At 66.3% G+C, this 25,587-nt stretch carries 20 protein-coding genes; 10 read left to right on the top strand and 10 right to left on the bottom strand.

Annotation, left to right across the window (positions count from 1 at the left end):
• Nucleotides 1-26 precede the first annotated feature (26 nt).
• Entirely contained in the window at nt 27-1,208 is a 1,182-nt protein-coding gene (locus tag V3596_RS13045) for a hypothetical protein (protein ID WP_334278189.1), read from the top strand.
• 97 nt (nt 1,209-1,305) lie between these two features.
• Here V3596_RS13045 and V3596_RS13050 read toward each other — a convergent pair whose 3' ends face one another.
• From V3596_RS13050 to gabT, 3 genes are all read right to left on the bottom strand, one after another.
• A complete protein-coding gene (locus V3596_RS13050) occupies nt 1,306-3,078 on the bottom strand; it encodes a hypothetical protein (RefSeq protein ID WP_334278190.1) in 1,773 nt (590 codons plus the stop codon).
• Between the two features lie 81 nt (nt 3,079-3,159).
• On the bottom strand, nt 3,160-4,635 hold the full coding sequence (locus tag V3596_RS13055) for an NAD-dependent succinate-semialdehyde dehydrogenase (RefSeq protein WP_334278191.1): 1,476 nt from the start codon (nt 4,633-4,635) through the stop codon (nt 3,160-3,162).
• Nucleotides 4,632-5,945, bottom strand: a complete 1,314-nt coding sequence (gene gabT / locus V3596_RS13060) for a 4-aminobutyrate--2-oxoglutarate transaminase (protein WP_334278192.1) — start codon at nt 5,943-5,945, stop codon at nt 4,632-4,634. Before gabT ends, V3596_RS13055 begins: the two co-directional genes overlap by 4 nt.
• Before the next feature lie 138 nt (nt 5,946-6,083).
• Here gabT and V3596_RS13065 point away from each other — a divergent pair, with 138 nt between their 5' ends.
• Nucleotides 6,084-7,484, top strand: coding sequence for an aminotransferase-like domain-containing protein (locus V3596_RS13065; protein ID WP_334278193.1), 1,401 nt, complete (start codon nt 6,084-6,086; stop codon nt 7,482-7,484).
• A gap of 18 nt (nt 7,485-7,502) precedes the next feature.
• Here the strand turns inward: V3596_RS13065 and V3596_RS13070 are convergent, their stop codons facing one another.
• The 4 genes from V3596_RS13070 to V3596_RS13085 all read right to left on the bottom strand — a co-directional run bounded on the left by V3596_RS13070 (nt 7,503) and on the right by V3596_RS13085 (nt 13,954).
• On the bottom strand, nt 7,503-8,303 hold the full coding sequence (locus V3596_RS13070) for a helix-turn-helix transcriptional regulator (RefSeq protein WP_334278194.1): 801 nt from the start codon (nt 8,301-8,303) through the stop codon (nt 7,503-7,505).
• Nucleotides 8,304-8,372: 69 nt separating this feature from the next.
• Nucleotides 8,373-9,947 carry a tetratricopeptide repeat-containing sulfotransferase family protein gene (locus V3596_RS13075; RefSeq protein WP_334278195.1) on the bottom strand — a complete coding sequence of 525 codons (1,575 nt, stop codon included), beginning with the start codon at nt 9,945-9,947 and terminating at the stop codon, nt 8,373-8,375.
• A 39-nt stretch (nt 9,948-9,986) separates the two neighbouring features.
• The gene (locus tag V3596_RS13080) at nt 9,987-12,365 is read right to left on the bottom strand and encodes a TonB-dependent receptor (RefSeq protein ID WP_334278196.1); all 2,379 of its coding nucleotides are present in this window, start codon (nt 12,363-12,365) and stop codon (nt 9,987-9,989) included.
• A 50-nt stretch (nt 12,366-12,415) separates the two neighbouring features.
• On the bottom strand, nt 12,416-13,954 hold the full coding sequence (locus V3596_RS13085; protein WP_334278197.1) for an ABC transporter substrate-binding protein: 1,539 nt from the start codon (nt 13,952-13,954) through the stop codon (nt 12,416-12,418).
• 295 nt (nt 13,955-14,249) lie between these two features.
• Between V3596_RS13085 and V3596_RS13090 the strand changes: the two genes are divergently transcribed.
• From V3596_RS13090 to V3596_RS13115, 6 genes are all read left to right on the top strand, one after another.
• On the top strand, nt 14,250-15,272 hold the full coding sequence (locus V3596_RS13090; RefSeq protein WP_334278199.1) for an ABC transporter permease: 1,023 nt from the start codon (nt 14,250-14,252) through the stop codon (nt 15,270-15,272).
• Complete coding sequence (locus V3596_RS13095; protein ID WP_334278200.1) at nt 15,269-16,147, top strand: ABC transporter permease; 879 nt, start codon at nt 15,269-15,271, stop codon at nt 16,145-16,147. The genes V3596_RS13090 and V3596_RS13095 overlap by 4 nt, the downstream gene beginning before the upstream one ends.
• Nucleotides 16,144-17,127 carry an ABC transporter ATP-binding protein gene (locus V3596_RS13100; RefSeq protein WP_334278201.1) on the top strand — a complete coding sequence of 328 codons (984 nt, stop codon included), beginning with the start codon at nt 16,144-16,146 and terminating at the stop codon, nt 17,125-17,127. The genes V3596_RS13095 and V3596_RS13100 overlap by 4 nt, the downstream gene beginning before the upstream one ends.
• Complete coding sequence (locus V3596_RS13105; protein ID WP_334278202.1) at nt 17,120-18,046, top strand: ABC transporter ATP-binding protein; 927 nt, start codon at nt 17,120-17,122, stop codon at nt 18,044-18,046. The genes V3596_RS13100 and V3596_RS13105 overlap by 8 nt, the downstream gene beginning before the upstream one ends.
• Nucleotides 18,043-18,900, top strand: a complete 858-nt coding sequence (locus tag V3596_RS13110; RefSeq protein ID WP_334278203.1) for a carbon-nitrogen hydrolase family protein — start codon at nt 18,043-18,045, stop codon at nt 18,898-18,900. The genes V3596_RS13105 and V3596_RS13110 overlap by 4 nt, the downstream gene beginning before the upstream one ends.
• 66 nt (nt 18,901-18,966) lie before the next feature.
• Nucleotides 18,967-19,410 (top strand): VOC family protein, encoded by a 444-nt coding sequence (locus V3596_RS13115; RefSeq protein WP_334278204.1) that lies wholly within the window; start codon nt 18,967-18,969, stop codon nt 19,408-19,410.
• 7 nt (nt 19,411-19,417) lie between these two features.
• Here V3596_RS13115 and V3596_RS13120 read toward each other — a convergent pair whose 3' ends face one another.
• Nucleotides 19,418-20,395 carry a MipA/OmpV family protein gene (locus V3596_RS13120; RefSeq protein WP_334278205.1) on the bottom strand — a complete coding sequence of 326 codons (978 nt, stop codon included), beginning with the start codon at nt 20,393-20,395 and terminating at the stop codon, nt 19,418-19,420.
• 141 nt (nt 20,396-20,536) lie between these two features.
• Between V3596_RS13120 and V3596_RS13125 the strand changes: the two genes are divergently transcribed.
• Both V3596_RS13125 and V3596_RS13130 read left to right on the top strand, forming a co-directional pair.
• The gene (locus V3596_RS13125; RefSeq protein ID WP_334278206.1) at nt 20,537-21,211 is read left to right on the top strand and encodes a response regulator transcription factor; all 675 of its coding nucleotides are present in this window, start codon (nt 20,537-20,539) and stop codon (nt 21,209-21,211) included.
• Complete coding sequence (locus V3596_RS13130) at nt 21,208-22,554, top strand: sensor histidine kinase (RefSeq protein ID WP_334278207.1); 1,347 nt, start codon at nt 21,208-21,210, stop codon at nt 22,552-22,554. Before V3596_RS13125 ends, V3596_RS13130 begins: the two co-directional genes overlap by 4 nt.
• Before the next feature lie 34 nt (nt 22,555-22,588).
• Here V3596_RS13130 and V3596_RS13135 read toward each other — a convergent pair whose 3' ends face one another.
• Together V3596_RS13135 and V3596_RS13140 are read right to left on the bottom strand one after the other, a co-directional pair.
• Nucleotides 22,589-23,500: a hydroxymethylglutaryl-CoA lyase gene (locus tag V3596_RS13135; RefSeq protein ID WP_334278208.1), complete on the bottom strand. Its 912-nt coding sequence runs from the start codon at nt 23,498-23,500 to the stop codon at nt 22,589-22,591.
• A 1-nt stretch (nt 23,501) separates the two neighbouring features.
• Nucleotides 23,502-25,577, bottom strand: a complete 2,076-nt coding sequence (locus V3596_RS13140; RefSeq protein WP_334278209.1) for an acetyl/propionyl/methylcrotonyl-CoA carboxylase subunit alpha — start codon at nt 25,575-25,577, stop codon at nt 23,502-23,504.
• Between the last annotated feature and the right edge of the window lie 10 nt (nt 25,578-25,587).

Here is a 25,587-nt window from a genome sequence, read left to right on the forward strand (position 1 = left end):
AATTCGTCCAACGAGGCAAGACCATCATGAAACTGCATCAAATCTCGGCCGCCTGCGGCCTGGTCCTGAGCCTGAGCGCCGGCGCCGCCATCGCTCAATCCGATGCCGCCGACGAGGCTCGCGCGGCCAGCGAGTCGGACCGCGCTCGCCAGGCGCAACAGCGCGCCAACGAAGCCGTCGCCCGGGCCCAGGGCGCAGAAGCGCGCGCTCATGCAGCCGCGCAGGCCGGCGAGCATGCCCGCTTCATGGCGCAGGACATGGCATTCGCCGCCCACGAGCTGGGCCAGGAGCGCGTGGTCAAGGGAGCGCCCTACTGCGCGGACGCCATCCACGAAACCATCCAGCCGCTGGCCGATGGCAACCGCATCTATCGCAAGCAGGTGAGCCGCCTGTGCCGCGACAGCGAAGGTCGCACCCGCCAGGAAGTCGAGCGCAACGGCAAGCGCAGCATCTTCCTGAACGACCCCGTCGCCAAGGAGCACTGGGCGCTCGACCCTGACAGCAAGACCGCGCGCAACCTGCGCATCGCCATCAATACCAACTTCAATTTCAGCTTCGGCGACGGTGCCAGCTGGAGCGGCCTGGGCGAGAAGTTCGGCAAGGAAATGCGTGAGTACCGCCGAATCGTCAGCGAGGGCGGCACGCCGCGTGCGCCACAAGCCGCACCACCGGCTCCCCCGGCTCCGCCGGCCCCGGCCCTGATCAAGGAAACCGAGAGCACCGACGAGAAGGGCCGTGTGCGCCGCGATGTGGAGGTCCGAGTCATACGCGTGGGCGACGGCGACAAGGTGGTCACCGCCGTCGCGCCGATGGCACCCCTGCCGCCGATGCCCCCAATGACTGCCATGCCGGCCGTCCCGGCCAACGTGCAATTGCGTGCCCTGACGCTGGCACCTCGCGGCCCCGGTGTGCTGACCTCGCTGGGCGGCAAGGAGATCGAAGGCGTCAAGGTCAACGGCGAACGCACGACCTGGACTGTTGAAGCTGGCAAGCAGGGCAACGAGAAGCCCATGGTCACGACCCGCGAGGTCTGGACCTCGCCCGACCTGATGCTCACCGTCAGCTCGCGGGACTTCGACCCGCGCACCGGCGAAGTGAGCTACAAGCTCAGCAACATCAAGCGCGGCGAGCCCGATGCCAGCCTGTTCAAGGTGCCGGCCGACTACGAGAAGCCCCGCGCCACGCCCAAGCCTGCATCGAAGGGCTAATAAGGCCTGATCGGCCGCCATTCGACGGGGGCCTCAGCAGGCAGTTCTCAAGCCCCTCGTCAGGTGGCTTGAGAACCTCGCCAACACCCAGCTTGCCTCAAGTGCAGATGGCGCGGATCTTGGCCGACTCCTTCACCGCATCCACCCAGAGGAACTGGCTGTTGTCATTGAACATGTAGTAGATGGTGTTGTTGGGCATCAGCGCGATGGTGATGCCGCCGAAGCCCGACATGAAGGGCACGTACTTGTCGCTGGCGCAGGCGAGCGAGCTCTTCACGTTGTAGGCCCAGAAGCCGTTGTTGTAGCGGGTGTCGGTGGTGGCCACCAGGCCGGGGTCGGCCGGCGTCTTCTGCAATGCTGCATTCAGCAGCGTGGTGTCGAGCAACTGCACGCCGCCGGCCACACCCAGATTGATGCCGGCAAAGGATGCAATCTTGGCCACGTCATCAGGTAGATAGACCAGGCCGTAGCCGGTCAAGGGCTGGGCCGTCGTGTCGTAAGTGCGGCGCGTGTACTTGGCGGTGGGGCTGGCGTTGATCGCACTCCAGAGCTCGCCGGCCACGATGTCGGTGTAGATGTCCTTGGTGCTGCCTTCAACACTCTTCAGGTAGGCGTTCATCGCCGTGCCGGCCAGGTAGGTGTCGGAGGTGTGATAGACCCACTTGCTGCCTGGCGCCACCTTGGCCGGCCACTGCGTGCAGGCGAAGTTGATACGGTTGGCATGGCCGGTCTGCAAGAAGAAGTTGTTGGACATCGCGGTTCCGCCTTCGTCCACCTCATAGCTTGTGGACGTGTAGTTGCCGGAGGCCATGTCCGAAGCGTGCTCGATGGTCACGCCGTTCCATTTCGTGATGTTGCAGTTCGACACCAACGTCTTGATCGCCTGGCTCTTAGTGCCCGGATACTTCTTTTCGAGCCGCATCAGGGCCAGCGCGCCAAAGGCCGACTTGGCGGTGGAGTAGCTGGGCAGGATCAACTGATCGCAGTACGGATACTCGCCGTAGCGTGTGGTGCATCCCCCGCGGTAGTGCACGCCATCGCTGATGAATCCCACCGTGCTCACATGCGCGGCCACCGTCGTTGAAGGTGTGCGCAGCTTCTGCACATTGATGCCTGAGGACGGATAGTCGGTGGCAAGCGCGCTGAGCGGCCTCACCGGCATGCGGGCCGCCACCTCAGCCTGGTAGGCGGTGATCAGGCTGGCGGCATTCGTGATCTGCTGCGGCGTGTAGCTGGCGCTGAGCACGCCCCACATGTTCACCTTGAAGTACGAGCAGGTCTCGGAGGAAATCTGGTAGCTGAGCTTGGAGATCGTGCCGTCGGCCTTGAAGAGAAAGCTCATCACACCGTTGTGCACGCAGTTCTGGTTCTTCTGCATCAGCGCGAACGGCAAGGCTACGCGGCTGTAGCCGCTGTCGCTGGTCTCATTCCAGACGCGCCCCGGCGCCAGCACGTACTCCCATTCCGGGTGGGTGCTCGCTATGGCGCCCCGCTGCAGTGGGAAGATGTGGCTGCCGGTCTGGATGTACTGGAAGGCAAAGGGCGGCAGGTGCTTGCGCGTGGCGTCGGCCGCGGACGTGTAGTTGTTGGTATCCACCACCTCCTGGAAGCCGCCGCTGGTGGCGGTGTTGTTCAGGGCCAGCGTGCCTTGCAGGAAATTGGTCGGGTGCGCGGCGGTGGCTGGCAAGGCGTAGGCGGAGACGTCGATCAGGCTGCCTGGATCGGTCGCGCTGGTCGTCAGGTAGCTGTAGCCCAATTGGCTGCGGCTGACGGTGCCGCTGCCGCTGAGCAGGTCGAAGTTGTCGGCCCAGGCAGGGAGGCTGGCGGCGCCGATTGCGACGCTGATGAGGACATGGGAAAACCGATTCACATCTGACTCCTGTATCGCCCCGCCAGCAAGAAGGCAGCCTGGCCACGGGGCGTGCGCACCCGGCTGCCCGAGAGTGCGAAGTCAGGGCGATGCCATTCCGCCCAGACACAAGGTCTTGAGTTCCAGATAGTCCTCGATGCCATGCCGCGATCCCTCGCGGCCCAGGCCCGATTGCTTGACGCCGCCGAAAGGCACTTCGGCCGTGGAGATCAAGCCGGTGTTCACTCCCACCATGCCGCACTCCAGCGCCTCGCCCACACGGAAGATGCGACCGACGTCTCGGCTGTAGAAGTAGCCAGCCAAGCCGGACTCACTGGCATTGGCCAGGGCGATGGCCTGCGCCTCCGTACTGAAGCGCGCCACCGGCGCGACCGGCCCAAAAGTCTCTTCGCGCACACAAAGCATGTCGGCGCTGACGTCAGCCAGCACGGTGGGCGCGAACAAGCGCGCTGCGAGCACGTGGCCACCGGTCAATGCCCGAGCGCCCTTGCCAAGCGCATCTTCTACATGGCGCTGCACCTTGGCCACGGCTGCCTCGTCGATCAGCACGCCGAGATTCACGCCCGGCTCGAAGCCATTGCCCGGCTGCAGCGCCGCAGCGCGTGCCGCCAGCTTGGTGACGAACTCGTCGTACACACCATCTTGCACATAGAAGCGGTTCGCGCAGACGCAGGTCTGCCCGGCATTGCGAAACTTGCTGTGCATTGCGCCCTCCACTGCGGCGTCCACATCGGCGTCGTCGAAGACGATGAAGGGCGCGTTGCCACCCAGCTCCAGCGAGAGCTTCTTGATGGTCGGTGCGCACTGCATCATCAGCACCCGCCCTACCTCAGTGGAGCCGGTGAATGACAGATGGCGCACCTCCTCGCTGATGCAAAGCCGCTGGCCGATGGCAATGGAACCGGCTGCATCAGACGTCAAGACATTGAGCACGCCGGGCGGAAAGCCGGCGCGCTGCGCGAGCTCGGCCAGCGCCAGCGCCGACAACGGCGTCTGTTCTGCAGGTTTGACTACCACCGGGCAGCCCGCCGCCAATGCAGGCGCGACCTTGCGGGTGATCATGGCCAGCGGAAAGTTCCACGGCGTGATGGCGGCGCAAACACCGATGGGCTGCTTCAGCACCAGCAGCCGCTTGTCGCGGTCATGCGTGGGAATGGTCTCGCCGTAGACGCGCCGGCCCTCCTGCGCAAACCACTCGATGAAGCTGGCCGCATAGCCCACTTCACCGCGCGCCTCGGCCAGCGGCTTGCCTTGCTCGGCAGTCATGATCATGGCCAGGTCGTCGGCATGCTCCTGCATCAGGTGGAACCAGCGCATCAGCAGCGACGCGCGTTCCTTGGCGGTCGTGGCACGCCAGGCCGGCCAGACGTGATGGGCCGCCTGGATCGCATCTTCCGCATGGCGCGCATTCAGGGCAGGCACGCACGCCAGCTCGATGCCGGTGGCCGGGTCGGTCACCGCAAAGCGCTCGGGCGCGCCGATCCAGCGTCCGTCGATCAAGGCATCGACCCGAAGCAGGGCCGCGTCTTTCAACAAGTGCAAAGGCGAATGCCTCATGGCTGCACTCCCAGCGCAGCCTGAAGGCTGGCCTCCAGCAGCAGCAAGCCTTCCTGCAGCAACGCGTCGGAAGCGGTGAGCGGCACCAGGATGCGGATCACATTGCCGTAGTTGCCACAGGACAAGAGGATCAGCCCGCGCCGGCAGGCCTCGGCCACCGCGCGGCGGGTCAATTCGGCAGCCGGGCGATGCAGGTCGGCCTGGCCGTTCCTGGTTTCGAACAACTCGATGGCCACCATGGCGCCCAGGCCACGCACATCCCCGATATTGGGCACTCGCGTTGCCATGTCGCGCAGCTTCGCGCCGAGGAACTCGCCCACGGCCTGGCTACGCGCGAGCAATTGCTCTTCTTCAAACACCTTGAGCACCGCCAGCGCAGCAGCGCAGCCAATCGGACTGCCAGCATACGTGCCGCCCAGGCCGCCAGGGCCGGGTGCATCCATCACCTCGGCACGTCCCACCACGGCCGAGATCGGGAAGCCACCTGCCAGCGACTTGGCCGTGGTGATCAGGTCGGGCGCCACGCCCCATTGCTCGCTGGCAAACCAGGTGCCGGTGCGGCCGGCGCCAGTCTGCACTTCATCGGCGATGAGCAGGATGCCGTGCTGGTCGGCCAGAGCGCGCAGCCGCTCGATGAACTCGCGCGGCGCCACATAGAAGCCACCTTCGCCCTGCACCGGCTCGACGATGAAGGCCGCCACGCGCTCGACCTCAACATCGTTCTTCAGGATGAGCGCCAGCGAATGCATGGCCGCGTCGACCGAGACGCCATGCAACTCATTCGGGAACTCGGCATGGAACACCTCGCCCGGGAACGGACCGAAGCCGGTCTTGTAGGGCTGGACCTTGCCGGTGAGGCCGAGCGTCATCATCGTGCGGCCGTGGTAGCCGCCGGTGAAGGCAATCACGGCGGAGCGGCGGGTGTAGGCGCGAGCGATCTTCACCGCGTTCTCCACCGCCTCGGCACCACTGCTGAGCAACAGCGTCTTCTTCTCGAAGTGGCCGGGCGCCAGCTGGTTGAGCCGCTCGGCCAGCTCCACATAAGGCTCGTAGGCCAGCACCTGGAAGCAGGTGTGGGTGTAGAGGTCAAGCTGCTCTTTCACTGCAGCTATCACCGCCGGGTGGCAATGGCCAGTATTGAGCACGGCAATGCCGCCAGCGAAGTCAACGTAGCGGCGCGCCTCCACGTCCCAGACTTCGGCATTGCTGCCGCGCGCCACAAAGACTTCATGGGCCTGGCCCACACCGCGTGCGACCGCCGCGCGGCGGCGCGCCATCAGGTTTTCGTTGGTCAGAGTCGCTGAGTTCATGAGTGCCTTCCAAGCTGTGTGATTGGCAGCCAATGTAGGCAGCCGCGCGCTCCGGCAACAGGTACAGTGATTGCCACACAGCCCGCGTCTGTACAGGGCCGAACACCGGTACAGCCAAGCCACTTCACCGCCTGCTTCATGCTTCGACTCGATACCGAATCCGCCGTACCGCTGGTCGTCCAGATCGTCGATGGACTCCAGTCCCTTGTGGCCGCCGGCACGCTGGCGCCGGGGGCGCGCCTGCCGTCGATCCGGCAACTGGCGCCGACGCTGGGTGTGAGCGTATTCACCGTCGTTGAGGCCTATGACCGGCTGGTGGCCCTGGGCACCTTGCAGTCGCGCCCGCATGCCGGCTTCTTCGTGCGACAGCGCAGCGCCGTGCCAGCACCGCACGATGCAGCGCAGGCAGTGCAGTTCGACGCGCAGTGGTATCTGCGCCAGATCTTCGAAAGCCGCACACTGGCCATCAAGGCCGGCTGCGGCTGGCTGCCGCAGGATTGGTTGTTCGACGATGGCCTGCGCCGCGCCTTCCGTCAGCTGGCCAGCGAAGACGCTGATCTTGGAGGCTATGGTCATCCCTTCGGACACCCAGGCCTGCGCGGTGTGGTGGCTGATCAATTGCGGGAGCGGCAGGTTTCCGCCAGCGCCGATCAGGTGCTGCTCACCCAGGGCTCCAGCCAGGCCCTGGACCTGCTGGCGCGCCAGCTTGTGCAGCCGGGCGAAGCGGTGCTGGTTGACGAGCCCGGCTATCCGAACGTGCTCTACATCCTGCGCTTTCTCGGTGCCCGCCTTATTCCGGTGCCGCGCACGGCCGAGGGCTACGACATGGCCGCCTTCGAGGCGGCGCTGGCCGAGCACAAGCCCCGGGCCATTTTTACCCAGCCGCGGCTGCAGAGCCCCACCAATTCGGTGGCGCCGCTGCGCCAGCTTCTGCGCATGCTGCAAGTGGCGGAGCAGGCGAATCTCACGATTGTCGAGAACGACATCTATGCCGACCTCGACCCCGGCCTGCATCCCACGCTGGCCAGCCTCGACCAGTTGCAGCGTGTAGCCTATCTGGGCAGCTTCTCCAAGACCATCTCGCCCAATCTTCGCGTCGGCTATGTGGCCGCACGCAGCGACTTGCTGGAGCAACTGGCCCTGCGCAAGATGGTGTCGGGCCTCACGTCCTCAGGCCTGAACGAGCGCCTGATCCACCGCGCACTCACCGAGGGTCGCTGGCGAAAGCACCTGAGCGCCGTGCGCGAGCGCCTCGCCGGTGCGCAGCAGCGCGTGGCTGCGCGGCTGCGTGCGCTTGGGTTCGAGTTGTTCAGCGAGCAGTCTGCCGGCTTGTACCTCTGGGCCCGGCATCCCGACCTGGCCGACTCGGCTCACTTGTCCAGCCAGGCGGCCGAGCGCGGCATCATGCTCGGCCCCGGGCACTTGTTCTACATCGAGCCCCGGCAGACCGGCTGGCTGCGCTTCAATGTGGCGTTCAGCGAAGACGAAGCGCTCTGGGCGTTCCTTGAAACCGCGATCCGCGAACAGGCACCGGACTGAGCCCGAGAGCCTCAGCGCTCACCGCGCCTCGTTCTTCGCCTGCAGATAGATCGCAAACAGCTCCGCATGCGACTTCACGCCGAGCTTGGTGTAGATGTGCTTGCGGTGGCCCTTGACCGTTTCGGGCGAGATCTTCAGCTTCTGCGCTATGCCCTTGGACGAGAAACCGCTGAGCAGCAGGTGCACGATTTCCATCTCGCGGTTGGTGAGATTGGATGAGCCGCGCGCCAGGGCCGACGAGGTATCAGCCGTTTCGCTCACGCACTCCATGCTTTGCGGCAGCACTTCGCGCAACTCATGGTTGGTGGTGCGCTGACGCATCAAGGCCAGCACCCAGGGAGCTATGGCGCTGAGCACCGACATCTCGTCTATGCCGAAGCGATGCTGGCTGCCAAGCGACAGGATCAGCACCGTGCCATCGGACTGCGGCAGATTGAACTGCACCTCGTCCATCACGATATTGAGCTTGAAGTAGCGCTGGTAATAGTCTTCGGCTTCGAAGCGGTCGGGCGCCACGTCGTCGAGCCGCTGCAGGCCGGCACGGGCTTCGTCCATGCAGGCGATGTAGAAGGGGTCGAGCAGATAGAAGCCGTTCAGATAGTCCTGGAACAGCTCGTCGTCGCCACCATCAGGGTTGGGGCTTTCGGCCAGCACCACCGGCTTGTGCTCGCGCGAGAACTGCAGCACCACCCAGTTGTCGAAGCGCACCACGTCGCCGAGATAGCGAAGCAGGATGTTCCAGAAATTGGGTTTGTCGAGCGCTTCGATCAGGCCACCGATCAGGCGGTGCCAGGCTGCGCTTTCGATCAGGTGCGCCATGTGCATTTGCGTAGGGCTGAGCAGGTGAGCGGCAGGATAGCAGCGCGCTCACCGGCGGCACGTTGCCGGCTAGTCACAGTCCACACCATTCGCCCTGAGAAAGTCGGCCAGCGGCGCCAGCTCGCGCTCATAGCTGCGCCAGCGCTGTACCGATGAGGCGTACAGCGGCCGCCGCACCTGGCTGGCGCTGGCCGTGGCAGCCGGCGCAACATTGCTGTGGAACTGCAGGCATGCGTCTTCCCAAGGCAGGCCACAGTGCTGCACGAGCGCGCGGCTTTGCGCCTCCTGTTCCTGCACCAGCAGCTCGTAGTCGATCTCGTGAAAGCTGCCGCGAATCAGCTCGCGCCAATGCGCCATCAGCCGGTGATAGGCCAGGTAGTAGTGGCCGAGATCTTCGAGGCTGTACGAGAACGGATAGCCCATTCGGAACAAGGTCTTGTACATCGCATAGCAGCTGTCCAGCGGATGACGGCGCAGATGCACCACGCGAGCACCCGGCAGGGCGAGGTGAATCAGACCGAGGTAGAGATAGTTCGACGGCGTCTTGTTGAGCAACAGGCCGGCGTCCACACCATAGCTGCGCAGCGCCGTGCGGTAGTCATTTCCCAGGCGGGCGAAGTCCAGCTGCGCGCTGCGATCGATCATGGCCAGCTTGTCGCCGGGGCCATTGGCCTGTGCCATCAGCGCAAAGGCAAGGCTGTTGATCTCGCCGAGGCTCCTGACCCGGCTGTGCGAGCAAAGGATGCGGTCGACCAAGGTGGTGCCGCTACGTGGCAGGCCCAGCACGAAAAGCGACGGATCGCCGGGCGTGGCTGGCGGTCGCGGCTGCGAAAGCACCTTCGCATCGAACACCGCGCGGATGCGCGCCATGGCCGCCACGTCGCCTTCCACACGGTAGGCCAGGCGTTGCCTGCGGCTGTTCGCAGCCGCCTGCAGCGCCGCGAACGACAGCGCGTGCTCCTGCAAGTCTTCATATTCCTTGGCCAGTGCATAGCCCAGCGCCACGCGCCCCGCATGGTCAGTCGGCAAGCGGGCCAGCGCAGCCTTCAGCTCGTCCACATGGTTGGACTCGCGGCTCCAGGCGCGCAGGCTGGCGCGGTTCTGGTACGCATCGAAATCATCCGGCCGCAGTGCAATGACCCGGTTGAACAACTGCTCGGCCCGCTCCAGCTCTCCCATGGCCACGCAGGAAGACGCGAGGTTGTAGAGCGTGGGCGCGTCAATGGCCATCAGCGCCGCCGCGCGTTCGTAGCAGCGATGCGCTTCGGCGTGGCTGGCCGCGTGGATGTAAAGCGTGGCCACATGCTGCAGCAAGCCGCCATCGAGCCAGGCTATGCGCTCCATGCGGCCCAAGAGCAGGCGGGCCTGGTCGATGCGGCCGCTGTAGATCTGGCATTCGATCTCGCGCGTCTGCAGCTTCACGTCGCCCGGCGCCAGCGCCGAGGCACGCTCGGCGCAGCTGAGCATCTGCGCAAAGTCGCCCAGCTGCTGGAAAACCTGGCTGGCCGCCGTGAGCCGCTCCACCGAGGCCGGCTGCAGCAAGGCCTCGACGCCACAGCGCGCTTCGTCCGCGCGGCCTTGCGCCAGCGATTCCTTGATCGCCTGCAAGGCCTGCGGCAATGAGGGTTCAGCGGTGGTCAGCATCGGTCACTTGAGATCGGCCCGAGAGCCTAGCACCGAGACTCAGAAGTTGTAGACCACCGAGACCCCCACCGTGCGCGGCTGCGAGATGAAGACCTTGGAGCCATTTCCGAAGTAGTTCTGCGCCGCGTCGGTGCCCATGTGCTGCTCAAGGAAGCCGCCAGTGATGCCTTCATTGTTCAGCAGGTTCTTGACGAAGACCGTGGCCGACCACTTGTCGCCAGCCAGCGTGGACGCCAGGCCCACTTGCGAGAAGCCGCCCCAGGTCTGCTTGAACTTGGCGCTGGCCGAGATCGCGTTCTCGGTGGCACCCTGGTAGTAGAGCGAAAGCCGGTTGGTCCACTGCCAGCCGTTCTCGAGATTGGCCGCATGCTCCAGCGAGCCGCTGATGGTGTGTCTGGCCGTGCCCGGCAAGCGGGTGCCGGCTGGCGCCACGACCACGGAGGGTTTGTCGACCCGCAGCACATCATCCACCAGCTTGGCATCCACATAGGCGTAGTTGATGCCTGCGCGCCAGGCGGTGCTCAGCGGCGCACTCAGCTCAAACTCGATGCCCTTGCTGCTGGCCTTGCCGCCGTTCTGTGCGGCGAAGAAGCCCCAGTTGGGCGTGGTGGTCTCCACCTGCACATTGCGCCAGTCGATGTAGAAGGCCGAAACGCCGTAGCGCATATTGCCGCTCGCGCCCTTCAGCCCCACCTCATAGTTGGTGTTGGTGTCGGGCGCGTAGGTCAGGTAGGTCGCGCTTTCCTTGAAGTTGCCAACCAGCGGCACGGCGTTGGCGCCACCGCGCCGGTAGCCCTGCGAGACGGTGGCATAGGCCATCTGGTTGGGTGCCAGGTCATAGGCCAGATTCAGCTTGTAGAGCTGGCCGCTGTCCTTCTGGTTGAAGACCGTGCGCTCCGGCGTCATGCCCCATGCCGGGATGCCCATCACGGTATCGTTGTTGAACTTGTTGCTGTAGTGGCGCACGCCCACGGTGCTGCGCATCGCGGGGCTGAAGTGATAGGTCAGCTCGCCATAGACCGAGGTCTCCTTGAAATTCTGGCTGCGGTCGTACAGGAAGTCGTTATCGTTGACCAGGAAGTTGCCCGGCACTGCCGCGTCGGCCCAGACCTTGAGGCCGCGCAGATAGCTGCGCTGCGAGGAAGTGAGGACCTGGTCCTGGTAGTACAGGCCGGCGATGTAGTCGAAGGAGCCACCCTTCCTGGACACCAGGCGCAGCTCCTGCACCGTCGCCTTGTCGCTGTAGCCGCGCTGGGCCTGCGCCATCGGGCGCGGGTAGTTGTAGTAGAAATCGCGCAGCCAGTTGTTCTTGGCATAGAAGCCGGTGTTCTCCGACAGACTGGTGCCGGTCTGCTCGTACTGCGAACTGGCGCTGGTGAGCGTGGCAAAGCCGAGGTCCAGCTCCATCTCCAGGCTGGTCATGTGCACATCGCGGCTCGAGGGTTCAAGCTGGATCGAGCCGTTCTCGTACTTGCCGTAGGGCACGCCGCTGCCGTTGTTGCCGCGGGTGGGCTGGCGGCGGCCACCGATCTCGTCAGACTGGGTCTGGTGCGTCAGCGTGGCCGAGAAGCTGGCATTGGGCTTGAACAGCAGGGCCACGCGGGCGTAGTCGATGTCCACCGTGTCGGCGTCCTTGATCGACTCATAGCTGGCCGCCTTGTTGATCAGGCCGCTGGGCGCCACCGGCGCGCCCTTGGCGTCGAGCTTGTAGACGTTCACGTAGTCAATCAGGCCGGCGTTCTTGACCTTGCCGGCAAGCACGCGCGCCGCCAGCATCTCGCCCAGCGGCAGGTTGATCATCAGGTCGCCGGTCTTGTTGCTGCCGTCGGAGCCATCGGTCTTGCTGAAGCTGCCTTCCACACGGGCGGCGAAGGCCTTCAGGTCAGGGGCGTTGGTGATGTAGCGCACCGTGCCGCCCAGCGAACCCGATCCGTACAGCGTGCCCTGCGGGCCGCGCAGCACCTCCACGCGGGCCAGGTCCTTGATCAGGAAGTTGGCGTAGATCGGCGTCTGGTTCACATAGGTGGACACCGCCGGCACGGCCGAGGTCTGGTAGTCGCCGAGCGCCGAGCCATTGAGGTTCAGGCCGCGCACCGTCACGCCGCTGAGCACGCCCGAGTTGCGATAGCCGCGGTCCACCACGGAGGCGCCCGCCACTTCGCGCAGCAGGTCCACCTGGTCGGTGATGCGGCGCTCCTGCAGGTCGTCGCCGCTGATGGCTGAGATGTTGTAGGGCACCTTGAGCGGATTCTCCTTGCGGCCCTGGGCGGTCACGACCACGGTCTCGAGCGTGGTCTTCTCCGGTGCCGGCGCCTGCTGTGCCATGGCCGGCAGGCCGAAGGTCACGAAAGCCGCGCCCATGGCGACCACCAGCGGGCTTCTCTTCAGATGCGAGGTCGATGTCAATGTCGATGCCACAGGAATACTCCTTTGAATTGTTGGATTCAATAAACCCGGGCCGGCCGCGCTCAGCGACTCAACCCATAAAACAGCACGGCGTCGTAGGCCGGATTGAGTTGCACGCCCTTGAGCGAGCGGCGATGGATCACACGGCCCTGCAGGTCGGCCACGAAGAGCGCCACCGCGTCGTCGAGCAGCAGTTGCTGGGCTTGCGAGAACTTGGCGGCGGCCAGCGCACGATCGCGCGCCTCTTCAGCAACGCCGGCATTGACCAGTGCGTCGTACGCCGGGTTGGCGTAGCGCGAGAGGTTGAAGACCGTGGGCGACTCGCTGCGGAACAGGCCGATCAGCCAGTCCGATGGCGTGCCATAGGTGGGCCACCAGGTCATCGAGATCAGGTTGGGCGAGCTCTCGACGCGCTTGGCGTCGTCCCAGATCTTTCCCCATGGTCCCGGACGCAATTCCAGCGTCACGCCCAGCTGTTCCAGATTGGCCTTGAACAGCAGGAGCGAGTTCTTGTACTCCTCGCTGGTACCGATATAGCTGGCCGTGATCTTCCAGGCCGAGCGCGGCACGCCCGAGGCTTCAAGCATGCGCCGAGCTTGCGCCAGGTCGAGCCGCGGCGACTTGAGCGCTGAGTCGTGGCCCCACATCGTGGCCGGGATCGGGCCGGTGGCGGGGCTCGCTCCGCCTTCGTAGATCTTGTCCGCCACGCCGCGGTAGTCCCAAGCGTAAGTCAGCGCACGGCGGAAATTGGCGTTGTTCGTCGGCGCCTTCTGCGTGTTGAGCAGGAACTGTGTGTTGCGCCAGGACGGTCCACGAAGCACCGCGATCTTCGGGTCGCGTACCAGCGCCTTCACCAGGTCGGCCGAGGGCAAGGTGATGATGTCGGCCTCGCCGGAGCGGATCAGTTGAGCCTGGGTCGAAGCCTCCTGCACCACGCGAAGCTTGACCTGCTGGAACTGGCCTGGCTGCCAGCCGCCCCAGTAGCCGTCGAACCGATCCAGCACCACCTCCTGGCCGCGCGTCCATTGGCGCACCGTGTAGGGGCCGGTGCCGCCGTCGCGGCCTTCGTTGAACCAGGCCGTGCCGGCCGCCATGGCCTTGGGCGAGACCATATAGGCCGCATACTGCGAAGACGCGATCAGGTCGACCGGCGCCGGCACCTTGGTGCGAATCACCAGGGTCTGGGCGTCGGGCGCGCTGATGCTCTCCACCCGGTCCCAGATGAAGGACGAACCTTTCGCTAGTTGACGGGTGCGTTCAATCGAGGCCTTGGCAGCCGCCGCATTGAAGGGCTCGCCATCATGGAAGCGCACGTTCTGGCGCAAGGTGAAGCGCCATTCGCGGCCATCCTTGCTCACGCTCCAGGCGGTGGCCAGGCCGGGGCGCAATTTGTCTTTGCCGGCTTGCGGGTCGTACCAGACCAGGGGCTCGTAGACATTGCTGAGCAGGATCACCTCGGTGGACGAGGCAATCGCCGGGTCCCAATCCTTGATGTCGGCGTACATCGCATACACAAGGGGCCGCGTGCTCTGTGCTGGCACGGCTGCCGCCAGCACGAGGCCGGCAAACAGGCAGAGCAAGCAACGCAGAAGTTTTTTCATCGAGGTCTCGTTCCCAATCGTTCCTGGAAGCTCATTCACTGTTTTGCGATGAGCGGATTTTTCACAGCCGCCACCCGCTTGCCTATTCCCTGTGCGGGGCGCCCCCGCAGGGGTAGTCGGGCAGCGTGCGGCCGTGAAGCTGCGGCAGCCTACGCTGGGGGCAAGACCCGTCCCTCAGGGTTTCCATCTAACCCCGAAGAGGGGCCGCGCCAAGGGTCTGGCGGCTCAAGTGCCGCAGTGGCGAGAATCGCGTCCAGCAAGGGCCTTGCGGCCGCAACAAGGGAAGCTGGGACGGATGTCGCGACTCTGGGTTTATGTGGCCAAACGCTGCCTCGCTCTGATAACCATCGTGCTGGGCGTGATGGCGCTGGTCTTCGTACTCAGCCGTCTGCTGCCCAGTTCGCCCGTGGAGCTGGCGCTGGGCTCCAAGCCGACGGCGGAGCAGATTGCCACAGCCCGCGCTGAGCTCGGCCTGGACCGCCCGCTCGTCGAACAGTTCGCCCGCTTTGCCGCGAACGCGGTGCAAGGCGACCTCGGCCGCAGCCTGCGCACCGGCCTGCCGGTCGCGCAGGAGGTGCGCCAACGCTTTGCAGCCACCGCCGAGCTGGTGTCGCTGGCTCTACTGCTGGCGGTGCTGGTGGGCGTGCCGCTGGGTGTGTGGAGCGCAGCGCGACAGGGCCGCGCGTTCGACCAGAGCAGCCGTACGGTGGCGGTGTCGCTGCTGGCGGTGCCGGTGTTCTTTCTCGGCATTCTTCTGCAATTGCTGTTCTACGGCCACTTGCAATGGCTGCCGCTGCAGGGACGCATCGACTCCGACCTGATGCTCGACCAGCCCTTCGCGGCGGTGAGTGGCCTCTACCTGATTGACACCCTGCTCGCCGGCGACGGCGCCGCATTCCGCAGTGCGCTTGAGCACCTGGTGCTGCCGGTCACAGCCTTGGCCGCGGCCTCGCTCGCGGTCATCTTGCGCACCACTCGCAATGTGATGGCCGAGATTCTGCAGACCGACCATGTGCGCACAGCGCGCGCCTACGGCATGCATCCCCAACGCCTGCTGTTCGGCCATGCGCTGCGCGCCGCCATGTTGCCCCTGCTCACCGTCATCGGCCTGAGCTACGGCTTCATGCTCGGCGGCAGCGTGATCGTCGAGTACGTGTTCGACTGGCCTGGCATCGGCGGCTACATCGTCGAATCGGTCGTCACCAATGACCAGCCCGCCGTGATCGGCGTGACGCTGCTGGTTTCTACCGTCTACCTCTTGATCAATCTGCTGATCGACCTCCTCTACTTCGCCATGGACCCGCGCCTCTCGCCATGAGTGCCCCGTTCACCCATACTTTCGCCCTCTCCCCCACCCGGTCGGCCACGCGGTGGCTGCGGCAGAACGCCGTGATCGCCGGTACCGCCGGGCTGCTGCTGGCCCTGCTGCTCCTGAGCCTGGCCGCACCGTGGCTTAGCTTGCCCGACCCGGCCCGCATCGACCTTGCCGTCAAGCTCATGCCGCCCGGTGCCGAACACTGGTTCGGCACCGACGCGCTGGGCCGCGACCTGTTCTCGCAGGTGTTGCATGGTGCGCGCATCTCGCTCCTGATTGGCGCCGGCGTAGTGCTGGTGGCCGCGCTGATCGGCGTACCCCTGGGCCTGGTGGCGGGCTACGCGGGCGGCTGGCTTGACAGCCTGCTGATGCGCACGGCGGATCTCTTCCTCGCCTTCCCGCCCTTGCTATTGCCCATCCTGCTGGTGGCACTGCTCGGCCCGGGCCTCGAGAACGCGATGCTGGCCGTGGCGGTGTCCTGGTTCCCCTGGTATGCGCGCATCGCGCGTGCCGCCGCGCTGAGCGTGAAGGCCGAGAACTACATCGTGTCGGCACGCGCTTTCGGCGCCTCACATGCCCGCATCGTCTGGCGTCATGTGCTGCCCAACTGCAGCACGCCCATCCTCGTGCAAGCCAGCCTGGACTTCGGCTACGCCATCCTCACCACCGCCTCGCTGGGCTTCATCGGACTGGGTGCCACACCGCCCACGCCGGAATGGGGCTTGATGATCTCCAATGCACGCTCCGTCTTCCTCGAATACTGGTGGACTGCCGCCTTCCCCGGCGCCGCGATCTTCATCGCCGTGATGGCCGCCAACCTGCTGGGCGACGGCCTGCGCGACCGGCTCGACCCCAAGTTCGAAGGGCGGTCGGCATGAGCAGCGGCCTGCATATCCAGGGTCTCCAGGTGAGCATCGGCGCCGGCACACCGCTGCGCGCCTGCTCCTTGCAGGTTCGGCCCGGCGAAGTGCTGGGCCTGGTGGGCGAATCGGGCAGCGGAAAGTCGCTCACTGCCCTGGCCTGCCTGGGCCTTTTGCCACCGCGTGCACGCGCCAGCGGCAGCATCCGCATTGGCGACACCGAACTGCTCGGTGCGCCCGAACCCGCGCTGCGAGCCGTGCGTGGCCGCCGCGTGGCGATGATTTTTCAGAATCCGCTCAGCGCTTTGAACCCTTTCTACACCGTGGGCCGGCAACTGCTCACCGTGGTGACCACGCATTTCAAGGAGCCGCGCACTGCGCTGAAGCATCGGGTGTCGCAGGCATTGCAGAAGGTGCAGCTGGGCGATGCCTATCTGCAGCGCTATCCACACCAGCTCTCGGGCGGCCAATTGCAGCGCGTGATGATCGCCATGGCCGTGGCATGCGAGCCCGAGGTGCTGATCGCAGATGAGCCAACAACCGCGCTGGACGTCACTGTGCAGGCCCGCATCATGCGGCTCCTGCGTGAGCTGAGCGACCAGGGCATGGGCCTGCTCCTGATTTCGCATGACCTTGACCTGGTGGCGCAAATGGCCGACCGGGTAAGCGTGATGTATGGCGGCCGCACGGTCGAGCATGGTCCGGTGCGCGAACTGATGGCCTCGGCCTCGCACCCCTACACGGCCAGCCTGCTCAAGGCCCAGCCGCGCCTGGGCGAGCTGCAGCGTCGCCTGCCAGTGATCGACGGCCAGGTCTTGCCATCGACGGCGGTGGTAAGCGGCTGCGTGTTCGTCGAGCGCTGCCGCCGCGCCGTGCCCGCCTGCACTGGCCAATTGCCGCCCACGGTGAGCCTACGCGCGGCCAGTCATGTGGAATGCCACAACCCCATCCTGCCAGCCACGCTGGCTGCGCCGAGCACGGGGGTGGCCCATGGTTGAACCCGTGCTGTGCGTGCGCGGCCTGCGCAAGAGCTATGGACCTGTAAAGGCCTTGCGCGGCCTCGACCTCGAGCTGCAACCCGGCCGCTCGCTGGCCATCGTTGGTGAATCGGGCAGTGGCAAGACCACGGCGGCGATGTGCATCGCCAAGCTGGTGTCGGCAGATGCCGGCGAAGTGCGCATCGGCGGCGCGGAGTTTCTCGGCACCGGTGCAAGCCAGACGGTGCTTCTGCGCCGCGAGTTCGGCGTGGTGCTGCAGAACCCCTTGAGTTCGCTGGACCCGCGCCAGCGGATCTGGGTCAGCGTGATCGAGCCACTGCAGGTGCACATGAAGGGGCTGGACCGCGCCGCCCTGCATGACCGCGCCTTGGAGATGCTGACCCGCGTGGGCTTGGGCGAGGCCATGGCCGACCGGCTGCCGCACCAGCTCTCGGGCGGCCAATTGCAGCGCGCCGTGATCGCGCGGGCGCTGATCCTGCAGCCGCGCCTGGTCATACTCGACGAGCCTACCTCAGCGTTGGACGTGTCGGTGCAGGCCCAGGTCCTGAACCTGCTCTGCGACCTGCGCGACGAGCTGCAGCTCAGCTACCTCTTCATCACTCACAACCTCGCGCTGGTGGAGATCCTCGCGCACGAGGTGCTGGTGATGTATGCCGGCGGCGTGGTCGAGCGTGGGCCAGTGCACCAGGTATTTGCGGCGCCACGCCATCCGTACACCGCCGAGCTGCTGGCCGCTGTCCCAGGGGCCGGCACGCCATTGCTGGACGCAAAACCCGACCCCGGTTTTGCAGCTACTGGATGCGCCTACCAGCTGCGTTGCGCGCATGCACAGGCTGCCTGCAGAAGCGTGGCGCCCACAGAAGCCGCTGGACAACTGTCCGCGTCTTGTCACTTCCCCCTCGGAGGCACAGCCCCATGAGCAAGTTCTCGATTGCCGGCCTGCAGCTGGCCCTGCCCCATGACGACAACCTCGACACCATAGACCGCGAGGTGGCCGGCACCCTGGCCCGCTTCCCCTGGGTGCAGATGGTGGTGCTGGCCGAGCTGGCGGCCTTCGGCCCCGAGCTACGCTTTGCCGAAGCCCTGCCCGGCCCCACCGAGCAGCGCTTCCAGACGCTGGCCAGGCGCCATGGCATCTGGCTGATCCCGGGGTCGATCTACGAAAAGCACGAAGGTCTGATCTACAACACCACGCCGGTGATCAACCCGGCCGGCGAGGTAGTGGCACGCTATCGCAAGATGTACCCCTTCCAGCCCTACGAGCAGGGCGTGGCCAGCGGGACCGAGACAGTGGTGTTCGATGTACCGGACGTGGGCCGCTTCGGCGTGTCGATTTGCTACGACGGCTGGTTCCCCGAGACCACGCGCGCCATGATCTGCCAGGGTGCCGAGGTGATCCTACACCCGACGATGACGGGCACCATTGACCGCAGCGAGGAGCTGATAATCGCCCGCGCCAATGCCATCATGAACCAGTGCTATTTCTTCGACGTCAACAACGCCGGCCGGTTGGGCAATGGCCGCTCCATCGTGGTGGGGCCGGAGGGCGACGTGCTGCACCAGGCCGGGCCTGAGCAGGAGCTCATTCCGCTGACGCTGGACCTGGAGCGGGTGCGCCATACGCGCCGCCACGGCCTGAAGGGCCTGGGCCAGGTACTCAAGTCATTCCGCGACGCACCCATGCGCTTCCCCTGCTATGCGGCGAGCGCTGACGCCTCGCCCCATCTGCAAGCGCTGGGGCCGCTGGAACTGCATCGGCGCAGCGGCGCCTGAGCTTGTGGCGCGGCAGGCGCCGGCCTATGCTTCGGGCTCGCCGCACAGCAAGGGAGCCTGTCCCCCATGAATCCCACCCCTGCCGACTGGCCGCGCCTCTCCAGCGCGCTGTTCTATGAAGACGCCAACCGTGCGATCGAATGGCTGATGAAGGCCTTCGACTTCGAGCTGCGCATCAAGGTCGATGCCGAGGACGGCTCGGTGGCGCACAGCGAGCTGAGCTACGGCGAGGCCGTGATCATGGTGTCCGAAGGCGGCGCGGCACGCCAAGCACGCTTTGGCGTGCCCTCGCGCAGCCCACGTACTGTTGGCGGCGCCAACACGCAAAGCGTGATGCTTTATGTGGACGATGTGCAGGCGCACTGCGAGCGAGCCCGAGCTGCCGGCGCCGTCATCACCATGGAGCCGGCGCTGCACGACTACGGCGAGGCCTACTGGGCCGACCGAGCCTATGGAGCGCTCGACTGCGATGGCCACCTGTGGTGGTTCTCCGAGCGCGTGCGCGGCTGAGGCAGCCTCAGAGCGGCCGGCTGATCGTCATCATCAGCGAAGGCTGGTTGCGCTCCTGGACCAAGGGGCTGGTGGCAGCCGCGCCGCGCAAGCGGTCGAGGTTCATGCGCGACGTGAAGGTCCAGTCCTTGTCGATCTGCACCTGGGCCTGCAGGCCGAGACCGGCGCTCATGACGCCCGAGCCGAGGCGGTATGGCCGGATCGGCGGCGTCGCCGCACTGCCGATCTCGGCCGGCACGGCATAGAAGTTCTCGGCAAAGCGGCTGTCCATAGCGGCCACGCGCAGGCCGCCACGCAACTGGAGCCGTTCGGTGCGCACCATGCCCATGCCGACTTCGAGATCGACCGTCGCGCCGTCGCCGTGATCCTTGTAGGGGCTGACGTAGGTGCCCAATCGCGTCTTGTGCTCGCGGTCACGGGTGCGCAGGCGAGCCACGGCATTGAGCTCCAGGTAGGCCGGACCGAACTGCAGCTCTGCCGCCGCCAGAAAGGCCGGCCGCATCTTGTGCTCGCCCAGCACAAGGGCTCGCGGGTCGTCCTTGCGGCGGCGCTCGCGGGCATCGAAGCCACCGGCCAGGCTGACGCGTCCGACTTCGCCCAGGCGGAACTCCCAGCCCACGCCGCGCAAGCTGCTGGCAAAAAAGCCGCTGCGATGGCTCGCCTCGAACAGCGGGATCGCCATCAAGCGCGACTTGTCGGCGCCTGGAAAGCGCTGCCACGAGGCCAGCGCGCCGCCCCAGCGCATCTCCCATGCAGGCGTCGGCGCTGACACTTCCGTCCCTGCTTCGGCGTTCCCGGCTGCCTGCGCAGGCTCGAATGCACACAGGCCCACGCCCGCCAGCAGCGCCACCGCGCTCACCAGCCCCCAGTGCCGCAGGGAGCGCCCCGGCGCATCCAGTCCTTGCTTGGTCTTGGTCTTCATCTCCATGTCCTCGTCTCCACTCGTCACAGCAGCCCCTTGCTGCAGTTCGGCGGGCAGTGTCATGGCAGCAACATGAAGCCCGAATGAAGCAGGGCACTGCAGATGAAGGCGCGATGAAGCACAGGCCTTGCGCCGCTGGTGACGCGTCATTGCAAATCTAGAATTCCTGCAATCCGGGCAGAGGGCCCAGGTCAAGGACGAGAGATGAGCAAGCTATTGCTGGTTGAGGACGATCTGCCGCTGGGCAGTTCCTTGCAGCGCGTACTGACTGTGGCCGGCCACCATGTGGTCTGGGTTCGCAATGCGGCCGATGCCCAGCGATTCCTGGCCCAACCTGACTGGGCTGCACTGCTGCTGGATATCGGGCTGCCTGACCGCTCCGGGCTCAGCCTGCTGGCCTGGCTGCGCTCACTCGGTCAGGATCTGCCGGTCATCATCCTGACCGCGCGTGATTCGGTGGATGACCGCGTCCAGGGTCTGGACAGCGGCGCCGATGACTACCTTCCCAAGCCCTTCGCCATGGAGGAGCTGCTCTCCCGCCTGCGGGCGCTGCTGCGCCGCAGCGCGCGCCAGCCAAGCAATGTCTGGCAGCTGGGCGAACTGGCACTCGACACCGCCAGACGCCGCGCGCTCTGGGGTGGTGCCGAGGTGCCGCTTTCCACCCGCGAGTACGACATCCTTCAGGCCATGGCGGCCCAGCCCGACAAGGTGCTGACCCGCCAGCAGATTGAGCGTGCCATCGGCGCCGCGAGCAGCAACGACAGCAATGCCATCGACGTGCACATGTACAAGCTGCGCAAGAAGCTGCCCGAGCTGGCCCTGACCACGGTGCGTGGCGTCGGCTATGTGCTCGAGGCCGGTGCGGCCCAGCCGCAATGAAGGGCCAAGCCAAGCAGGCCCCTTCGCTCGGGCGGCGCATGATCGCCTGGCAAGGCATGGCGCTGCTGCTGGCCTGGCCTGTGCTGAGCCTGCTCCTCAGCTACCGCCAGCTCTACGGCGACCCGACACAGGTCAAAGCTCAGCTGCGCGACTGGGGCGGGCTGCTGGTCGAGGCTGCTCGGGGGCCGGCGGACGGCCGCCAGCAACGCCTCGACGCCGCCGAGCGAGCCTTGGTGCGGGCCTACAGCCTGGACCAGCTCGGCGAGCAATTGCGGCCACGCTATCAACTCTGGTCAGCGGATGAGCGGCAGCTGCTGGCTCGCTCCGCCGAGGCGCTGGACCCTGCCGAACCCTCGCTCTCGCTGAGCGCGAGCGACGGTCAGCTGCGCCTGCACATCGGCGCTGCGCCCCGCCCGCCAGACAGCGTGCTGCCAGTGCTTGCCCAGGTATTGCCCATGCAACTGGGCGTATTCATATGGCACGGGCTGTGGATCTGGCTGTCGGTTCGCTGGGGCCTGATGCCGCTGCGCCAGCTGGCCCAGCGCATCGCGCAGCGGCGCGCTGGCGACCTGACACCGTTGATGGTCGATCGCAGCTATGCGGAGACCGCGCCCGTGGTGAGCTCGCTCAATGCCCTGCTGCAGCGCGAGAGCCAGCGCCTGGACGCGGAGCGCAACTTTCTGGCAGACGCCGCCCATGAGCTGCGCACGCCACTGGCCGCGGTCAGCGCCCAGGCCCATCTGCTGCTGCAGGAACCTGAACCCGACGCACGGCGCGACGCAGCCACGGCGCTGCGCCAGGGCATCGAGCGCGTCTCACACTTGCTGGCGCAATTGCTGACCATGGCGCGCGCCGAGGCCCGCGATGACCCCGCCAAGCAGGCTGGCCAGCGCCTGGACCTCGCCGAGCTGCTGCGCGAGCGGGCGGCGCTGCTGGCACCGCTGGCACGCGGCCGCCATATCGAGCTGTCGCTGCAGGCGCCGGACGAGCTCTACTGGCTGGGCGAGCGCAGCGCCCTGCACTCGGTCATCGACAACCTGCTGGACAACGCGATCCGCTACACCCCACCGGGCGGGCGTGTCGAGGCCAGCCTGCGAGCCCGGTCCGGTGGCGAGCTGTGCCTGAGCGTTGCCGACGACGGCCCAGGCATCGCCTTGGCCGAGCAGGAGCGCGTGTTCGAGCGCTTCTACCGCGTGGCAGGCAACAGCGAAACCGGGACTGGCCTGGGCCTGGCCATCGCGCGGCGCATGGCGCAGCGCCTGCGCGGGCGCATCGAGGTGGGCGGCGGCCTGGCCGGCCGTGGCGTCGGCTTCAGCCTGATCCTGCCGCTGCCCGCCGACTGACGGGGGTGATGCAACTGCCGGCGCGGCCCGCCCCTCAACCTGCCCGCTTGGCCAGCAAGGCGCGGCCCACCCGTGACACCGGCTGGCGGCCCAGCTCGTTCGAGATGAAGGCGCCGGCATCGACCAGCTTGTCGATGTCGATGCCGGTCTCGATACCAAGACCATTGAGCATGAAGACGATGTCTTCGGTCGCGACATTGCCGGTCGCGCCCTTGGCATAGGGGCAGCCGCCCAGGCCCGCCACGCTGGCATCGAAGCGATGGATGCCCAACTCCAGACAGGCATAGATGTTGGACAGCGCCTGGCCGTAGGTGTCGTGGAAATGCCCGCTCACCTCATGCAGCGGATAGTGCTTCAGGGCCCGCTCCATGGCCGCCTGGATGCGGCGGGGCGTGCCCACGCCAATCGTGTCCGCGACGCCCATGTGGTCCACGCCGATCTCCTTCATCAGCTGCACCACACGCTCCACTTCGTCCGGCGAAACATCGCCCTGGTAGGGGCAACCGACCGCGCAGGACAGGGCGCCGCGCACCTTGATGCCAGCGGCATGGGCCGCAGCCACCACCGGTGCGAAACGCTCGATGCTCTCGGCGATGGAGCAGTTGATGTTCTTCTGGCTGAAGGCTTCGCTCGCCGCCGCGAACACGACGATCTCATCCGGCTGGGTGGGCAACGCTGCCTCCAGGCCCTTCATGTTCGGCGTCAGCACCGCATAGCGAATACCGGCGCGGCGCTCGATGGCGGCCATCACGGCCTCGTTGTCGGCCATCTGCGGCACCCACTTGGGACTGACGAAGCTGGTGACCTCGATCTCCTTCAGGCCGGCGTCCTGAAGCATCGAGACCAGCCGCGCCTTGTGCTCGGTGGCGACCGGCTGCTTCTCGTTCTGAAGGCCGTCGCGCGGGCCGACGTCAACGAGCGTCACATGGCTGGGCAGTGTCGTCATGTCAGCTCTCCAAACGCAGGAGTTCCGCGCCATCGCTCACCTGATCACCGACAGCGTAGAGAATCTCCGCCACCACGCCGTCGCGCGGGGCATTGATGGTGTGCTCCATCTTCATCGCCTCCATCACCGCCAGTGCCTGGCCCTTCGTGACCTTGTCGCCGACGCCGGCCAGGAAGGACACCATCTTGCCCGGCATGGGCGCGGTCAGGCGGCCGCCTTCGGCACCGCCCTCGCCCGCATGGGCAATCACGTCGAACTCGGTGACCACAACCGAGCCCTGCGGCGCAAACACGGCGACCTTTTCGCCCTGGGCATAGGTCTTGACCGTGATGCGGCGTTGCGGCGACGCCGGACCGCCCCAAGTCGCCCCGGCCCCCTCGGGGGGTGTCAATGCGACAGCATTGGCCTGGGGGCTCGCTTCCTTCAGGCCTTCGCCGAGCAGCAGCTCATGCGATTCCAATCCCGCTGAATTCACGGCGAAGGGCAAGACCTGGCCCTCGACCTTCAACTGCATGCCACCCTGGTGATGACGCGACAGCAAGACCTGGTGGTGAACGCCGTTCACGTCCAGCTCGAAGCGGCGGGCCGAGGCGCCATACATGCGCCAGCCGTCACGACGGCTCCACGGGTCGTTGTTCTGCAGCGTGGCTTCCACGGCCAGCGTGTGTGCAACCACCGCGGCCGCCGCGACATCCAGCGGCAGGCCCGGCTGATCGAACAGCGCTGCACGCTCACGCTCGATCAGCGCCGTGTCCAGATCGGCATTGGCAAACGAAGCCGTCGCGGCGCAGCGGCGCAGGAAGGCGACATTGGTCTGCAGGCCGACGATGTGCGTGTCGCGCAGCGCAGCATCCAGGCGAGCCAGCGCCTGCGCGCGGTCTTCACCCCAGACGATCAGCTTGGCGACCATGGAGTCGTAGTAGGGACTGATCTCGTCGCCCTCGCCCACGCCGGCATCGAGCCGCACGGTGCCGCGCTCGAAACTCACATGCGCAGGCCAGCGCGCCACGTCCAGACGTCCCGTGGCAGGAAGGAAGCCGGCCTCGGGGTTCTCGGCACAGATGCGCGCCTCGATGGCATGGCCCTGCATGCGCAGCTCACTCTGCTTGAGCGGCAAAGGCAGGCCCGAAGCCACGCGCAATTGCCACTCGACCAGGTCCTGGCCGGTGATCGCTTCCGTCACCGGATGCTCGACCTGCAGGCGGGTGTTCATCTCCATGAAGTAGAAGCGCCCATCCTGCTCGCAGATGAACTCCACCGTGCCGGCGCCGACATAGCCCACGGCCTTGGCGGCCGCGACAGCCGCTTCGCCCATCTGGGCACGGCGCTCCGGCGTCATGCCCGGGGCCGGCGCTTCTTCCAGCACCTTCTGGTGGCGGCGCTGCACCGAGCAATCGCGCTCGAACAGGTAGACGCAGTCGCCCTGCGTGTCGCCGAAAACCTGGATCTCGATGTGGCGGGGCTTCTGCACATAGCGCTCGATCAGCACCGCATCGTCGCCGAAGCTGTTGATCGCCTCGCGCTTGCAGGAGGCCAGCGCAGCATCGAATTCCTCGGCCGCGAGCACGGCACGCATGCCTTTGCCGCCACCGCCAGCGCTGGCCTTGATCAGCACCGGGTAGCCGATGCGATCAGCCTCGCGCTTGAGCAAGGCAGGGTCTTGATCGGCACCGTGATAGCCCGGCACCAGCGGCACCCCAGCCTGCTCCATCAGGCGCTTGGATTCGGCCTTCAGGCCCATGGCACGGATCGCTGATGACGGCGGGCCGATGAACACCAGGCCGGCCGCGGCACAGGCCTCGGCAAACTCCTCGTTCTCGCTCAGGAAGCCGTAGCCCGGATGCACGGCCTCGGCACCGGTGGCGCGGGCAGCCTCCAGGATGCGCTGCCACTGCAGGTAGGACTCGCGCGGCGCCGGGCCACCAATCAGCACAGCCTCGTCGCAAGCCTGCACATGCTTGGAGCGCGCATCCGCTTCGGAGTAGACGGCCACGGTCTTGACGCCCAGACGGCGTGCGGTGGCGGCAACGCGGCAGGCGATTTCGCCGCGGTTCGCAATCAGGATTTTCTTGAACATGGCCGTGTCT

The organism is Roseateles microcysteis, assembly GCF_036880965.1.
Classification (GTDB): domain Bacteria; phylum Pseudomonadota; class Gammaproteobacteria; order Burkholderiales; family Burkholderiaceae_C; genus JAUASW01.